Annotated in this window: 13 protein-coding genes; all 13 read right to left on the reverse strand. The window is 39.0% G+C overall.

Features of this window, described 5'->3' with window-relative positions:
* Positions 1-190 precede the first annotated feature (190 nt).
* Complete coding sequence (locus MKX57_RS20925; RefSeq protein ID WP_107922552.1) at positions 191-1,159, reverse strand: tRNA-dihydrouridine synthase; 969 nt, start codon at positions 1,157-1,159, stop codon at positions 191-193.
* A gap of 113 nt (positions 1,160-1,272) precedes the next feature.
* Positions 1,273-2,637, reverse strand: coding sequence for a 23S rRNA (uracil(1939)-C(5))-methyltransferase RlmD (gene rlmD / locus MKX57_RS20930; RefSeq protein WP_342551138.1), 1,365 nt, complete (start codon positions 2,635-2,637; stop codon positions 1,273-1,275).
* A gap of 109 nt (positions 2,638-2,746) precedes the next feature.
* Complete coding sequence (locus MKX57_RS20935) at positions 2,747-2,869, reverse strand: hypothetical protein (protein WP_012292033.1); 123 nt, start codon at positions 2,867-2,869, stop codon at positions 2,747-2,749.
* A gap of 14 nt (positions 2,870-2,883) precedes the next feature.
* Entirely contained in the window at positions 2,884-3,909 is a 1,026-nt protein-coding gene (locus tag MKX57_RS20940; protein ID WP_090002986.1) for a cytochrome d ubiquinol oxidase subunit II, read from the reverse strand.
* Complete coding sequence (locus MKX57_RS20945) at positions 3,906-5,252, reverse strand: cytochrome ubiquinol oxidase subunit I (protein WP_089986797.1); 1,347 nt, start codon at positions 5,250-5,252, stop codon at positions 3,906-3,908. Before MKX57_RS20945 ends, MKX57_RS20940 begins: the two co-directional genes overlap by 4 nt.
* 431 nt (positions 5,253-5,683) lie before the next feature.
* Complete coding sequence (locus tag MKX57_RS20950) at positions 5,684-6,598, reverse strand: diacylglycerol kinase (protein WP_025115774.1); 915 nt, start codon at positions 6,596-6,598, stop codon at positions 5,684-5,686.
* A 72-nt stretch (positions 6,599-6,670) separates the two neighbouring features.
* Complete coding sequence (locus MKX57_RS20955; RefSeq protein WP_090002987.1) at positions 6,671-7,234, reverse strand: thioredoxin family protein; 564 nt, start codon at positions 7,232-7,234, stop codon at positions 6,671-6,673.
* Between the two features lie 160 nt (positions 7,235-7,394).
* Positions 7,395-8,822, reverse strand: coding sequence for an Asp-tRNA(Asn)/Glu-tRNA(Gln) amidotransferase subunit GatB (gene gatB, locus MKX57_RS20960; RefSeq protein ID WP_008173646.1), 1,428 nt, complete (start codon positions 8,820-8,822; stop codon positions 7,395-7,397).
* 1 nt (position 8,823) lies between these two features.
* On the reverse strand, positions 8,824-10,287 hold the full coding sequence (gatA, locus tag MKX57_RS20965) for an Asp-tRNA(Asn)/Glu-tRNA(Gln) amidotransferase subunit GatA (protein WP_107922551.1): 1,464 nt from the start codon (positions 10,285-10,287) through the stop codon (positions 8,824-8,826).
* A gap of 24 nt (positions 10,288-10,311) precedes the next feature.
* Entirely contained in the window at positions 10,312-10,599 is a 288-nt protein-coding gene (gene gatC, locus MKX57_RS20970) for an Asp-tRNA(Asn)/Glu-tRNA(Gln) amidotransferase subunit GatC (protein ID WP_008173651.1), read from the reverse strand.
* 234 nt (positions 10,600-10,833) lie between these two features.
* On the reverse strand, positions 10,834-11,973 hold the full coding sequence (locus tag MKX57_RS20975; protein WP_089986794.1) for a CamS family sex pheromone protein: 1,140 nt from the start codon (positions 11,971-11,973) through the stop codon (positions 10,834-10,836).
* Positions 11,974-12,080: 107 nt separating this feature from the next.
* Positions 12,081-14,084, reverse strand: coding sequence for an NAD-dependent DNA ligase LigA (ligA, locus tag MKX57_RS20980; protein WP_171365962.1), 2,004 nt, complete (start codon positions 14,082-14,084; stop codon positions 12,081-12,083).
* A gap of 14 nt (positions 14,085-14,098) precedes the next feature.
* The gene (gene pcrA / locus MKX57_RS20985) at positions 14,099-16,351 is read right to left on the reverse strand and encodes a DNA helicase PcrA (RefSeq protein ID WP_171365961.1); all 2,253 of its coding nucleotides are present in this window, start codon (positions 16,349-16,351) and stop codon (positions 14,099-14,101) included.
* Between the last annotated feature and the right edge of the window lie 28 nt (positions 16,352-16,379).

A 16,379-nucleotide genomic window follows, 5' to 3' on the forward strand; every position in this document is an offset into this window, starting at 1 on the left:
ATCATTTTAACGATAAAAAAAGACCATCAAAAGCATATGTACGCTAGGCACATATGTTTTCAATGGTCTCTCAGTTACTCAAACCTGCTATTAACTTACTTTTTATTGTAATATGCACATTCCAAAAAGGCAAGTTTCTGTTTAGTGACAGGATACTGCTTACCTCACCCTAATGAAGTAGGATTCTTTGTTACTCAATATGATTTGCTTCAAAGCGATCAAGCAATGCACGCACTTCATCTGTTGATTTCGTGTTCATCAATTGGCTTCTTAACTCACCGGCACCTCGGAATCCCTTGACATATATTTTGAAAAAGCGATGAAGCCCTGTGATGGAGCGTGGGAGTACTTCCTCATATTGATCTTGAAGATTCAGCTGAAGTCTTAAAAGGTCAAGATACTCTTTACTGCTATGCTCCTTTGGTTCTTTTTCAAAAGCAAAGGGATTTTTAAAAATACCTCGTCCAATCATTACGCCATCAATCCCATATTTTTCGGCAAGCTCTAGCCCCGTTTGTCGGTCAGGGATGTCTCCATTGATCGTAAGTAGCGTATTAGGTGCGATACGATCGCGTAATTTTTTGATTTCTGGAATGAGCTCCCAATGTGCATCAACTTGGCTCATTTCCTTTCTTGTTCGTAAATGAATCGACAGGTTCGCAATATCTTGTTTGAAAATATGCGTTAACCATTCCTCCCATTCCTCTACATCCTTATAGCCAAGTCGTGTTTTCACACTGACAGGCAGTCCACTCGCCTTTGCAGCTTGAATCAATTCTGCCGCCACATCTGGACGTAGAATAAGGCCACTACCTTTCCCTCTCGATGCCACATTTGGCACAGGACAGCCCATATTAATATCGATACCTTTAAAACCTAGCTCTGCCATGCCAATACTCATTTGACGGAAATACTCAGGATTATCCCCCCAAATATGTGCCACCATCGGCTGCTCATCTTCCGTAAAAATCAAACGCCCACGCACACTTTTCTGTCCCTCTGGATGACAATAGCTATCCGAATTTGTAAACTCTGTGAAAAATACGTCCGGTCTTCCGGCTTTACTGACTACTTGACGGAAAACAACATCTGTGACATCTTCCATCGGAGCCAGTACAAAAAATGGACGCGGCAAATCACGCCAAAAATTATCTATCATGTAATTCCAAATCCTCTCACTATCTGTATAACTCACTTTAACTCAAAAACAACTGTATGAAACATTATAAAAAGCAGATGGTATAGAGTTTTTCTATATCAACTGCTTTTCTATTATACCAACTCTAGCCACGCAACCGCTTCACAATGCGTGGAATGCGGGAACATATCTACTGGTTGAATCTTTTGTGTTTGGTAGCCGCCATCCTCCAAAATACGAAGGTCGCGTGCTAGTGTGGCTGGGTTGCAGGAGACATAGACCACTCGTTTTGGTCGTTGCTCTAAAATGGTTTTTAAAAGTGCTTCATCACAGCCTTTACGTGGTGGATCAACTACCAGTACGTCTGCTTCCTTTCCTTCCTTATACCATCTTGGTATAACTTCCTCAGCTGGGCCGGCCTCAAAATAAGTATTTGTAAAACCATTTAGGACCGCGTTACGTTTGGCATCTTCTATCGCTTGTGGGACAATTTCAACCCCCATGACTGCCTTTGCCTTTTGTGCAAGGAACAAGGAGATTGTTCCAATTCCACAATAAGCATCAATCACTCGTTCATCCCCTTGCAAGTTAGCATAATCAAGTGCTTGTTTATAAAGTACTTCAGTTTGCTCTGGGTTGACCTGATAGAAGGAGCGAGCGGAAATTTCAAAGCGTACGTCGCCAATTGTATCAATAATGACGTCCTTGCCCCAAAGGTTCAGTGTGTCATCACCAAAAATCACATTCGTTTTCTCATGATTCACATTTTGCATAATTGAAGTGACGTTCGGAACAAGCTTTTGAATTACTGCAATAACTGCTTCTTTTTGTTGTAATTTTTTCTTTTTCGTCACGAGGACAACCATGACCTCACCTGTTGCCCGTGCTTTACGAATGACAACATGGCGCAACATGCCCTCGTGGGAAAGTTCATTGTATGGGCGCATGCCTATCGCTACTAATTCTTTTTTCAAGCCTGCTAAAATTGCATCTGCTTCTCCTGTTTGGATCAAGCAACGCTCCATATCCACAATGCTATGCGTCTTTGTTTTATAGAAACCAGCAATAGCTTGTCCTGCTTCATTTTCAGAGAAAGGAATTTGCGCTTTATTTCGATAATACCAAGGCTCTTTCATTCCTTTTACAGGCAGAACAGGTGCATCAATTTTACCAATGCGTTGCATCACATTGCGCACCATATTTTCTTTCCATTTGAGCTGGCCCTCATAGGATAAATGCTGTAATTGACAGCCACCGCATTGTGTAAAGTAATCGCATGGAGCTTTTACTCGATCGGGTGATGGCTTAATAATATCTACAACTTTTGCAAAGCCATAATTTTTTAAAGTTTTCATCACATGGATTTCGGCTGTTTCGTTCGGAAGTGCGCCTTGTATAAATAATGGATAGCCATCCACCTTAGCGACACCATTGCCATCATGTGTTAAGTCTTCTATATAAACTGAAAGTCGTTCATTCTTTTTCACGGGTGCTGACATTCGTACATCCTCCATTTCAATCTCCTTATTGTAGCATGTGTTGGCGAATGAAAAAAGAACAAGACTTGGCCGTTATGCGGTTCTTCTAACTAACTTGAAAAAAGAGCCGCTATTCGCGACTCTTTCCTTGCTCTTTTGTTATATGATAATCCCTTGGTGCCCACCAAAATGCACACAAGATTCCAAGAATGACGACAATAAAAGGCGCATAAAAAATTAAAAAACTTTGCATATACTAATTTCCTCCTATGCGTGATTGTCTTCTTTTCCGGTCACATAGTTTTTATTGAATAAGAATAATTTCATCAATAAATAAAGTGATGGAAGTAGGAGACACAGTCCTAAAATAAAGGCAATGATTAAAGCAATTGCCATTTGTGTACTTGTGAAGCCATCATAAATCGTTAAATATGGATACAGTAAATATGGGTATTGCGCAATACCATAAGCGAAAAATGCTACCGCAAATTGTGCAATCAGAAGTGCAACTGCAAGCCCATATTTTTTACGCATTGCAATGAGGAACACTGTAATTATAAATAATATGGCTGATATTGCAAACATCCACCATAAATTCACCATGTGACTATAACTTTCAGGATTAATGGACTTCATCTCATACATAATGCCTAATGCGCTGATCATCAAAGGAGCTGCCCATAAAAGTGCATATTTTCTCATTAGCTTCGTAGCTTCAATGTCATTCGCTTTATGAGCATACCAAGTTAAGAATACTGCGGAAATGTAAAGTACAGCGGCAATACTCAGTACCACAATGCTCCAAGCAAATGGACTCGTATATAAAGTCCAATAGTTTAAAACAGGCTGCCCGTTAACGAGATCCACATACCCTCCACCAGCAATAGCAAAGACAACAGACAACGATGCAGGAATTAATAAACCTGCTACACCATAGGTCAGCGTGTAACCAATATGTCCTCTTGTACCATACGATTCAAAGGCATAATAGGAACCCCGAATGGCTAATAGTACAAGGGAAATGCTGACTGGTATAAGTAAAATGGTTCCATAGTAAAAAGCAGTTTGCGGGAAAAATCCTACGATCCCTACAAAGAAGAATACCAAAAAGACATTGGTTACTTCCCAAACAGGCGATAAATATCGTTTAATAATATTCGTTAAAATATGATTCTTCCCAATCAGTAGGCTATAGGCGTTAAAGAAACCTGCACCGAAATCAATCGATGCGACAATGACATAGCCAAATAGGAAAATCCACAATACTGAAATACCAAGAATCTCTAATGTCATAGGATGTCACCGCCTTTTTCAGAGTGGCGATCTTCAATCTCACGCTCAATGGGATTCTTTTTAAACATTCGCACCAAGACGACAATGCTTCCTACCGCTAATACTGCATATACACCTGCAAACAACAACAGCATTAAATCCACATGATCACTCGTTGTGGCCCCTTCTGGAGTTCGCATCAAGCCATAAAGAATCCATGGTTGACGTCCAACCTCAGCAAGCCACCAGCCCGCTTCAATAGCAATGATAGAAAGTGGCCCCCCCGCCACAATGATCCATCGATACCAGCGTGAATGAATAAACTGCCAGCCCCGTGCTTTCCCTACAACATACAGTAATGAAACTAGCACCATAAACATACCTATGGAGACCATAATATCAAAAAGATAATGAATATAGAGTGGTGGTAGATCCTCTTCCTCGAATTGATCTAATCCAATTACCTCTGCATTAGGATTAAAATGTGCAAGAATGCTTAAAGCATACGGAATTTTGATGGCATATTTCACTTCTTCTCCATCTAGCACGCCAAATAAAACAAGAGAAGCCTTTCCTTCCGTTTCAAAATGCCATTCCGCTGCAGCTAATTTTTCTGGTTGATATTCCGCTAAGTATTTTCCTGAGAAATCTCCAATCACAGCTGCTGCAATGGAGAAAATTAAACCAATTTTCATCAGTAACAGTAATGCTTTTTTATGGTATACATGTTTCGATCCTTTAAGCATTCGGTATCCTGCTATAGCGGCTAGAACAAATGCAGATGTCATATACGCTGTTACTAGTACATGCGCCACCTTTGTAGGCATAGCAGGGTTAAACATCGCTAAGAAGGGTTGAATATTAACAAGGTTCCCGTCGACAATATCGAAACCTCTCGGGGCATTCATAAAGGCATTCACGATTGTAATAAATACAGCCGACATCGATGCACCTACTGCAACTGGAATTAACAATAGCATATGCTTTTTCTGACTATCGAAGCGGTCCCAAGTATATAAATAAATGCCCAAAAATATAGCTTCAAAGAAAAATGCAAACGTTTCCAAAAAAAGTGGTAATGCAATGGTTTGACCAGCTAGTTGCATAAAGTTGGGCCATAATAATGATAGTTGTAAGCCAATTGCAGTTCCAGTCACAACACCCACTGCAACCGTAATGACGAAGCCACGTGCCCAACGTCTTGCCATTAAAATATAATGCTCATCATTCTTTTTATACCCAGTCCATTGAGCAATCATAATCATTAACGGGACACCGACTCCTATCGTTGCATAAATGATGTGGAACGATAAAGTTAACTCAGTTAATGCACGACTCCAATAGACTGCTGATTCGTTTATCATCTCATTGCCCCCTAGCTCCCAAATATTCTTCCAAGAATGGAAAGTAGCATAATGATTGCAACACCAAAGCTTAGCCAAATAAGCTTCTTCTCCTGTGACTTATACAAAAGCAACACTTCCTTTCCTTTATCCATACCCCATTTTCCACTATTACAACGAAAAAAACCTTTATAATGGACCGAAATTTCAGCCTATTAATAAGGTTTCAAAATTTGTTCATGTAATATACGCACATTTGCCAAACATTTTTCTTAATTCATTCACAATCCCTAATTCTAAAGGTTGGACTTACTACATATTTAATTTTTCGCTGCGGGCTATTTGCTTTAGTCTATTATCTTTTTAGTCGTTTTGGTGTTCTTCAAGAGTATGCTGATTCCTTTATACAAAAAAGCTCATCCTCGCTAAAACGAAGATGAGCTTTTCATATATTATATACGGTCCTCTTCGCGAATATCAGCAAGAGGGACAAAAATTTCGATATGACGCTTTAAATTTTCAAAGGTAGCTGGAGCGTCTCCGCCATATTCACCATCTAGATTAAGATGTACTTCGTTTTCAGTAGTGACTTTGACAACACTCGCTTTTTTGTAAATGACACGGTCATCATTTAAATGTTCGCCTCTTAATGCCATAGCCGCTAGTTGAATAAACTCAGGAAGGCTAACCTTCTTTAACACTAATAATGTAAAGTATCCATCATTAATACTTGCATCTGGTGCAAGTTTTTCAAAGCCTCCTACAGAGTTGGTTAAACCACATAAGAACATCATGGCATCCCCGTCAAACACTTCCCCATCATATTCTATACGCATATGGGAGGCTTTGATGGATGGAATCATTTCTACTGCTTTTAAATAGTAGGCTAACTGCCCAAGCATTGTTTTCATTTTACTTGGTACTTCATATGTTAGCTCCGTAATCCGTCCGCCAGCAGCAATATTGATGAAGTAGCGTTCTCCATTTAATAGACCGACATCCACTGGCAATGTATCGCCTTGTATAATAATGTCTACCGCTTCATCAATATTTCGCGGGATATGCACGGCACGGGCAAAATCATTTGTAGTGCCCATTGGAATTAGACCAACTTTTGGACGGTTTTCAAATGGACTTACACCTGAAACAACTTCATTTAAAGTGCCATCTCCACCAACTGCGATGATTATATCAAAGCCACGGTCTACTGCATCTTTTGCTGCAAGTGTTGCATCGCCTTCACCGGTTGTTGCGTGACAGGATGTTTCATAGCCTGCTACTTCTAATTTTTCCAACACCTCTGGTAGATGCTTCTTAAACGCTTCGCGTCCAGATGTAGGATTATAAATGATTCTTGCTCGTTTCATAACATACCTTCCTGCTTCATAAGATTCTATTTCATTCAACGATTTACTCGCTAAAATGTTGCATTACGTTTGTTACTTTTGTAACGCGTTTGTCACCTGTTTTTTAAAGTCTTCATAGACATACGTCCAATATACTTGGTTCGTTATATTTTCCTCACGAATCTCCGCATAAAGGGCCTTTTGAGCCTCTTCAAATGTTGGATCTTCTTTATCTGGTAAGCTTGCGCGCTTCGTTACAACAAGCTCTTGTAATTCAGGTGCACGTGGACCCCATTTTCCAATCACCTCACCAGTGCTATCTAATAGCAAGTAAATTGGAATAGCACGGCCTCCATTTGTTAAATAACGATCAATTAGATCTGTATCCGCATCACGGAACACTGTACGCATGTCCAATCCGGCTGCTTCAGCAACACGACGAACGATTGGATTGTTTAACATAGCATCTCCGCACCAATCTTCCGTAATCGTTAAAATTTTTGGTTGCTTGTCTTTTAATAATTCAATAAAGCCATCGTTTGTTGGCACTGCAAAGTCGTCATAAATGCGGAAGCTCTCTTCTTTAAGAGTCGTCATATTGTCCATATATTGTTGAATCGAAATAGCTTCATTAAAATATTGTTGTTCTGTTTTCATTGGTTCTCGTCCCCCTTATAATTATCTATTCTATATTTTGCTATGAATACTCCTTTTAAACAACTATTAAGTGTTACAAATTTCAATTTTGTTACATTTATGAAAAATAATAGCCAAGAAAGCGATTAAGCTCTCTCGGCTACTATGTTACAACGATTAATTATCGTTTGGCAATTTCTTGTTGCAATAATTTATTGACCATTGGTGGATTCGCTTGACCTTTAGTAGCTTTCATAATTTGACCAACTAAGAAGCCAATAGCACGATCCTTACCATTTTTGAAATCTTCGATAGACTGTGCATTGTTATCTAAAACTTCTGTAACAATGGCTAGTAAAGCACCTTCATCAGAAATTTGAACTAAGCCTTTAGCTTTTACAATTTCTTGTGCAGAACCGCCATTTTCAACTAATTCAGCAAACACTTTTTTACCGATCTTAGAAGAAATAGTACCATTTGTGATTAATTTCACCATTTCAGCAAGGTTTTCAGGTGTTAATGCCGTATCCTTTAAGTCTTTTTGTTCTGCGTTTAAATAAGCAGAAACATCCCCCATCAACCAGTTAGCAGAAAGTTTTGCATCTGCACCGTTGACGATCATGGACTCGAAGAAGTCAGAAATTTCCTTAGAAATAACAAGAACTCCTGCATCATACGGTGTTAATCCTAGCTCTTCAACATAACGTTTTTTACGAGCATCTGGAAGCTCAGGAATTTCTGATTTCACTCGCTCTAGCCATGCGTCATCAATAGAAAGACGAACTAAGTCTGGCTCTGGGAAGTAACGGTAATCATCTGTTCCTTCCTTCACACGCATTAGAATAGTTTTACCCGTTTTTTCATCGAAACGACGAGTTTCTTGGTCAATAACCCCACCTGATAATAATACATCTGCTTGACGTAATTCCTCATGCTCTAAACCACGACGAACATAGTTGAAGGAGTTCAGGTTTTTAAGTTCTGTTTTTGTACCAAACTCTTCTTGACCATAAGGACGAATAGAGATGTTGGCATCACAACGAAGTGATCCTTCTTCCATTTTACAGTCAGACACATCTGTATATTGGATAATTGATTTTAATTTTTCTAAGTAAGCATACGCTTCATTTGGCGTACGAATATCTGGCTCAGATACGATTTCAACAAGCGGAGTACCTTGACGGTTAAAGTCCACTAGTGAGTGATCTCCAGCATGTGAAAGTTTCCCCGCATCTTCTTCCATATGAAGACGAGTAATACCGATACGCTTTGTATAGCCATCTACTTCAATATCAATCCAGCCGTTTTTACCGATTGGCTTATCAAATTGTGAAATTTGATAAGCTTTCGGATTATCAGGGTAGAAGTAGTTTTTACGGTCAAATTTTGTTTCTTGTTCGATTTCCATATTTAATGCAAGAGCTGCACGCATAGCGAAATCTACCACATTTTTATTAAGAACTGGTAGGACACCAGGATAGCCTAAATCGATTACTGTTGTATTTGTATTTGGTTCAGCACCAAAGTGAGCAGGTGCTGGTGAGAAGATTTTTGAGTTTGTTTTTAACTCAACGTGTACTTCTAAACCAATGACTGTTTCAAAGTTCATGTTATTTTCCCTCCCACATTTGAGGAACTTGTTTATGGAACTCCGTTGCTTGTTCAAAAGCATGAGCTACACGGTAAATAGTAGCTTCATCGAAGTATTTACCAATTATTTGTAAACCAAGTGGTAGTCCGTTGTCCAAACCACATGGAATGGAAATAGCAGGTACACCCGCTAGGTTCATCGGAATTGTTAAAATATCATTTGCATACATTGTCATCGGATCATCCACATTTTCACCAATTTTGAAAGCTGGTGTTGGTGATGTAGGTCCAATGATGACATCGAAGTCTTCAAATACTTTGTCATAGTCTGCTTTGATCAGTGTACGTGCTTGTTGTGCTTTTTTGTAATACGCATCATACGTACCTGCGCTTAATGAATAAGTTCCAAGCATGATACGACGTTTTACTTCATCCCCAAAACCTTGTGCACGTGTTTCTTTATAAAGGTCCATTAAATTTGTCACGTTGTCTGCACGGAAACCATAACGGATACCATCGAAACGAGATAAGTTAGAAGACGCTTCAGATGAAGAAAGGATGTAGTACGCTGCAAGCGCATATTTCGAATGAGGAAGTGATACTTCTTCTACAGTCGCACCTAAGCCTTTTAATACCTCTAATGCCTCAAGCACTGATTGACGTGCTGCTTCGCCAACACCCTCACCAAGGAATTCCTTTGGTACAGCGATACGTAAGCCTTTAATATCACCAGTAAGAGCTGCAGCATAGTTTGGCACCTCTACGTCAGCCGAAGTAGAATCATTTGGATCTAAGCCCGCAATAGCCTCAAGTAATAACGCATTATCTTCAACATTGCGTGTAATTGGTCCAATTTGATCTAAAGAAGAGGCGAATGCCACTAGACCAAAACGAGACACACGACCATATGTAGGTTTCATCCCTACAACTCCACAGTAAGCTGCTGGTTGACGGATTGAACCACCTGTATCGGAACCAAGAGAGAATGGAACTTCTCCTGCTGCCACAGAAGCTGCAGATGCACCTGAAGATCCTCCTGGCACGTGATTTAGATTCCATGGATTTTTTGTTGTTTTGTAGTATGAGTTTTCATTAGATGAACCCATTGCAAACTCGTCCATGTTTAGTTTACCGACTGTAATCATACCGGCTTCACGTAGCTTGTTGACAACAGTTGCATCATAAATTGGCATAAAGCCTTCCAAAATTTTTGAGGCACAAGTTGTTTCTAAGCCTTCTGTTACGATATTGTCTTTCACACCAATCGGAAGACCAAATAGCGGTCCACGCTCTTCAAATGGTACATGATCCATTTCAGCAGCTTGTGCAGTTGCTTTTTCTTCGTTTGAAGCAAGGAATGCTTGTACATCGCCATCAAGCTTTGCAATGCGCTCGTATGCTTCTTTCGTTAAGTCAGCGATAGATAAGTTACCTGCTTTAATTTCCGCTTGTAACTCCTTAGCTGAACGTTCAAATAACGTCATGAGGAATCCTCCTATGTTTTAGTATTACATGATAGCTGGTACTTTTACTTGACCATCTTCTTGTTCTTTTACGTTTAACATCATTACTTCACGGTCTAGACCTTTTACTGCAACATCTTCTCGCATTACATTGACTAATGGTAAAACATGCGTTGTAGGTTCAACATTCGCTGTATCTAGTTCGTTTAATTGCTCTGCAAAGTCAGTAATTTTACCAAGCTGTTCAGCAAACTTCTCAGCTTCCTCTTCAGTAATTGCAAGACGTGCTAAATTTGCCACGTGCTTTACTTCTTCTTTTGTTAATTTAGCCATTTTTTACACCTCCGAATACTTGCTCCATTTATTGTTTTTATTGATAACAATAGGGTTGGATAAAGTTTTAACCATGCCAATAATCATAACATTTTTCCTATTAAAAATCACAACTTTCACCAAAAATATAGAAACTTTCACTACTATAACGAAGTGTTGTTAATCTATACCAGTTGTTTTCCTTTAAGTATCTCTATCTACATAAAAAAATAGTCAGCACAAAGGCTGACTATATTATTCATAGACATGTACATAAGGATCCGTATCATTGGCCTTTTTATTGATTAATGCCTCCGGACCATTGACAGAAGTAATACTCACCTCAACATGAATATTATTAAATCGATTGATTAGAATACCTGTCAAATATTGTGTAAATCCAATGATTTCTGCTTTACCGAAAAATTGAATAGGAATTTCGATCGTCAGTTTTTGGATTTCTTTATTGCGATAGAAACCTGTACCAATAACACTTGTATAATTTGAGAAATATTTATCAACATCTTGCTTAAAGATTTTGAAGTTTTTACTCACGTCTCGATAAACATCCTGCGAATCATCTGTTGGGAATAATACATAATTTTCATCTATCCCTTCCCAATCAGCAATGTTGTTCTGTCCAGCTTTTGCTACACCATAGCTGAAATAGGCGCCGGGAATAATCTGATTGCGGGCTTGTTGCTTAAACAAGCCAACTACAATTGGAATATCCTTTAGCTCATCACCTGTACGTAAACGTGAAACGATCTCAGCAGCCATTTTTTTGCCTTGTTCAACAAGCTCAGACTCTGATATTGGTTCCTCGTAATATTCGCCATACTGTTCTTTTTGATAATAATAAATAGAATTAAGCGCAAGTCCTATTGAAATTCCACCTAATTTTACTTTATTATCTTTAGTTTTTGTTAAGTAATTTTGCTCAACAATATGAGATAAGTAAATAGGTGCCTTTTTTGCTCGCTCTTCGGGTGTCATTGTATCAGTTATCGGTGGATTTAATCCATCCTCTGTCTGAGAGCTTCGAGCCAGCCAAGAGCTGACTGTACTTTCAGCTAAATATTGACCCTCTTGAAAGTAATAGTTTTCAGTGTCAAACTCATGGTGAGAGAGACGCATTAAACCTGCTTCTACTTCCTTCATATCATATTTCGTATAAATATTAGATACAACTAGACCTCTACTGGCACTCTCTTTATAAGGAATAAGTGTCTTATAATAAGATTCATCAATTTGTATGCTGGGGATAATAGTTGTTTCAGTTTTTTCATCTTGTTGTGTTTCCTGCGTAAGCTCTGTTCCCCCTTCATTAGAAGGTACACAGCCGACTAACATTGCAGCTGCTACAAGTGCTGGAATGAGTCGAAAAGACTTCATTTTATTTAGTGCTCCTTTACTCATAATCAATTTGGTTCGACGAATCACTGATAATATTCATTAGCGTAATTCATACCTTTCTTGAGGGTATGTCATCAGTGTTTTTATTAGATAAGGTTAAGTTGTTCAATTAAGTTTTCTTCATTCCAAACTTCAATACCTAATTGCTCAGCCTTTGCTAGCTTAGAGCCTGCATCCTCGCCTGCGATAACAAGGTCCGTTTTTTTGCTGACACTGCCTGTGACAGTCCCACCTAACTCTTCTATTTTCGCCTTTGCTTCGTTACGTGTCAATTGCTCAAGTTTACCAGTTAAAACAATTGTTTTTCCTGCAAAAGGATTATCGCCTACCACTACTTCTACTTTTTTTCCTTTAAAGGTCATATTCACGCCTACCTCAGCAAGACGTTCAATGACTGCACGTGCGTCATCATTTGAAAAATATTCAACTAATGAAGATGCCATTTTATCACCAATCTCATAAATAGCCACAAGTTGTTCCTCTGTTGCTGCCATGACCGCTTCCATGGAACCAAATTGCTCTGATACGATTTTTGCAGCCTTTTCACCAACATGACGAATTCCTAGACCAATCAATAAACGCTCCATGGAATTTTCCTTCGAAGCTTGAATCGCATTGACTAAATTGGTGGCAGATTTTTCACCCATCCGTTCTAGTTCAACCAATTGCTCTATTGTTAAATGATATAAATCAGAAACATCATGTATTAAGTCTGCACGTAATAACTGCTCAACTACTTTATCTCCAAGACCATCAATATTCATAGCATTACGAGATACAAAATATTTAATGCTTTCTGCAATTTGAGCAAAGCATGCAGGATTTACACAGCGTAAAGCAACTTCACCCTCAATACGAATCAATTCACTATCACATACCGGACAATTTTGGGGCATCTCAAACGGTACAGAGTTTTCAGGACGCTGCTCGATTAGCACACCGACCACTTGTGGAATAATATCACCAGCTTTTCGAATAATGACCGTATCCCCGAGGCGTATATCTTTCTCTCGAATAAGGTCTTCATTGTGTAATGAAGCTCGTTGCACTGTTGTCCCTGCAACTTGAACTGGCGTTAAAATAGCTGTTGGTGTGACAACCCCTGTACGCCCTACTGTTAAATCAATATCTAGTAGTGTCGTGACAACTTCCTCTGCTGGGAATTTATAAGCAATAGCCCAGCGTGGACTTTTTGCCGTATAGCCTAGCTCATCCTGTTGAGCATAGCGGTCGACTTTTATAACGATCCCATCAATTTCATAGGCTAAATGTGGTCGGTGTTCTGTCCAATGCTCAATAAAGGCCATTACTTCTTCGATTGTAGAGCAACGCTGACGCTCTTTATTGGAAGGGAAACCTAGATCCTCTAAATAATCAAGCATTTCTGCATGTCCGTCGATACCATAAACCTCACCATCACCACCAATGGCATAGATGAAAGTCGATAGTTGGCGACTTGCTGCAATTTTAGGGTCTAACTGCCGTAAAGAGCCTGCAGCAGCATTACGTGGATTAGCAAATAGTTCTTCACCATTGTCAGCACGTTGGGCATTTAATTTTTCAAATGATTTTTTTGGCATGTACGCTTCACCGCGTACTTCTATTGTAATCGGTTCTTTTAAACGGAGAGGTATGGCATGAATGGTCTTTAAATTGGCTGTAATTTCTTCCCCTACAACACCATCTCCTCTTGTTGCTCCTTGGACAAACACGCCATTTTCATATTTTAACGAAATGGCAAGACCATCTATTTTCAGCTCACATACATAAGAGAAATGATCCCCAATAGCCTGTCGAACCTTACGATCAAATTCTTGTAAATCTGCTTCGTTAAAAGCGTTTGATAGACTTAGCATCGGGTAATCATGTGTCACCTTTTTAAAGCCTTCTACAACTGTTCCTCCAACACGCTGAGTAGGTGAATCGGGAAAAACAAGTGATGGATTGGCCTCTTCTAAGGCAATCAATTCATGCAATAATTGATCATAAACACTGTCAGCAACGACCGGTTTATCTAGTACATAATAGGCATAACCATATTCATGTAATAATTTATTTAACTCCGCTATTCGCTGTTCTATTTCGTTCATTTACGTTCCTCCGCTTACGCTTTTTCAATCGGTGCAAATTGTGCCAGTAATCGCTTAATACCAATTGGTTGTGGAAAAGCAATATCAAGCTCAGTACTATCACCTTCGCCTTTTACACTTACAACCATACCTGTGCCCCACTTTTTATGGACGGCTTTATCTCCAGCCTTCCAGCCATACTGATCTCCGCCTGTTGATTGTAAGCGAGCTGTGGCAGGCTGAGTTTGTTGAACGGACCCAAGTGTACGTTTTTGATAACCACCTGTTGAACGATTGCTAGTAGCAAACGGTACATTCGTTTTAGCACCAGCTTTAGAAATAGACTCGGTAATATCTTCAGAAATCTCACCTAAAAATCTTGAAGCATTATTAAAGCTTGAACGACCAAAAATCGTTCGGCTTTGTGCACATGTTAAATATAGTCGTTCCTCTGCACGCGTCACACCAACATACATAAGGCGACGTTCTTCTTCCATTTCATCTTGATCATCAAGAGAGCGTGAATGCGGGAAGATGTTTTCCTCCATACCGATAATAAAAACAATAGGAAATTCCAAGCCCTTAGCAGCATGCATCGTCATTAAAATAATATTTCCCTTGGATGCATCCTCTTTATCAAGAGCATCGATATCAGCTATTAATGCCAAATCCGTTAAAAATGCTATAAGACTTTTATCATCACTGCGCTCTTCAAATGATTTTGTGACAGATAAAAATTCTTCAATATTCTCTAAACGACTTTCAGCTTCTATCGTCTTTTCATTTTGTAGCATTGTGCGGTAGCCAGATTTATCAATGACTTGCTCAACTAGTTCAGTGACCGATAAATATTCTTGCATTTCTGTAAAACCTTTAATCATTGCATAAAATTGTTCTGCTGAGTTTGCCGCTTTCCCAGACAGACCCATGAAAATGAGATCATTCATAGCATCAAAAATGGAGCGATCCTGCTCGATAGCATAGCGGGCCATTTTCTCAAAAGATGTGGCACCAATACTACGCTTTGGTTCATTAATAATACGTGCAAGTGATAAATCATCGTCATTATTAGCAATTAGGCGCAAATAAGCAAGTAAGTCTTTAATTTCTTTTCGATCATAGAACTTTGTTCCGCCAACAATTTGATAAACCATATTGGATTTAACTAGTACTTCCTCCATCACACGAGACTGAGCATTCGTACGATATAGTATGGCAAAATCATCAAATGTACGATTTTCCTTTTCCATCAACTGTTGGATGGTTTGTACAACAAATTGTGCTTCTTCCTGCTCATTATAAGCTTTGTATAACGCAATTTTTTCACCCTCTGCATTTTCTGTGCGCAGTTCTTTTGGATAACGTGTTGTATTATTTTGAATGACGTCATTTGCTGCTTGTAGGATGCGTTTAGTTGAACGATAATTTTGTTCAAGCATAATCACCTTAGCATTCGGATAATCCTTTTCAAAGGAGAGGATATTACCAATATCTGCTCCACGCCAGCGATATATTGATTGATCAGAATCCCCTACAACACAAATATTTTTAAATTTTTCAGCTAATAATTGCACAAGTAAGTATTGGGATTTGTTAGTATCCTGATATTCATCTACATGAATATATTGAAATTTATTTTGATAGTATTCCAGCACTTCTGGTACGCGCTTGAACAACGTAATGGTTGTCATAATTAAATCATCAAAATCGAGGGATTGGTTGCGACGTAATCTTTTTTCATAGCCTTTATAAACACGTGCAACGGTTTGTTCATAAGGGTTTTTATCATTCATTTGACTCGCGTAATCATCTGCTGTAATGCACTCGTTTTTGGCTGCACTAATAGCATTTAAAATCGCTCGTGGCTCAAACCGCTTCGGATCGATATTCTCATCCTTCATTACATTTTTAATCACCGAAAGTTGATCCGTAGAATCTAGAATGGAAAAATTACGAGATATGCCTAGTTGATCGATATTGCGACGTAAAATTCTTACACACATGGAGTGGAAAGTTGATACCCACATACTATCACCAGTTCCATTGCCTAGAATACCGTCAATACGCTCTCGCATTTCACGAGCAGCTTTATTAGTAAATGTAATGGCTAAAACTTTGGATGGATATACTTCCTTTTCTATGATTAAGTAAGCAATACGATGTGTTAATACTCGGGTTTTTCCTGATCCAGCACCAGCCATGATCAGTAGTGGTCCCTCAGTGGTTTTGACCGCTCTTTCTTGTTCAGGATTCATCCCTGCTAGTAAATTTTTTGTTAACTGTTCCATTTCGCACCGCCTTACAAACGTTTGTTCT

Source organism: Lysinibacillus sp. FSL M8-0216, assembly GCF_038595555.1.
Classification (GTDB): Bacteria; Bacillota; Bacilli; order Bacillales_A; family Planococcaceae; genus Lysinibacillus; species Lysinibacillus fusiformis.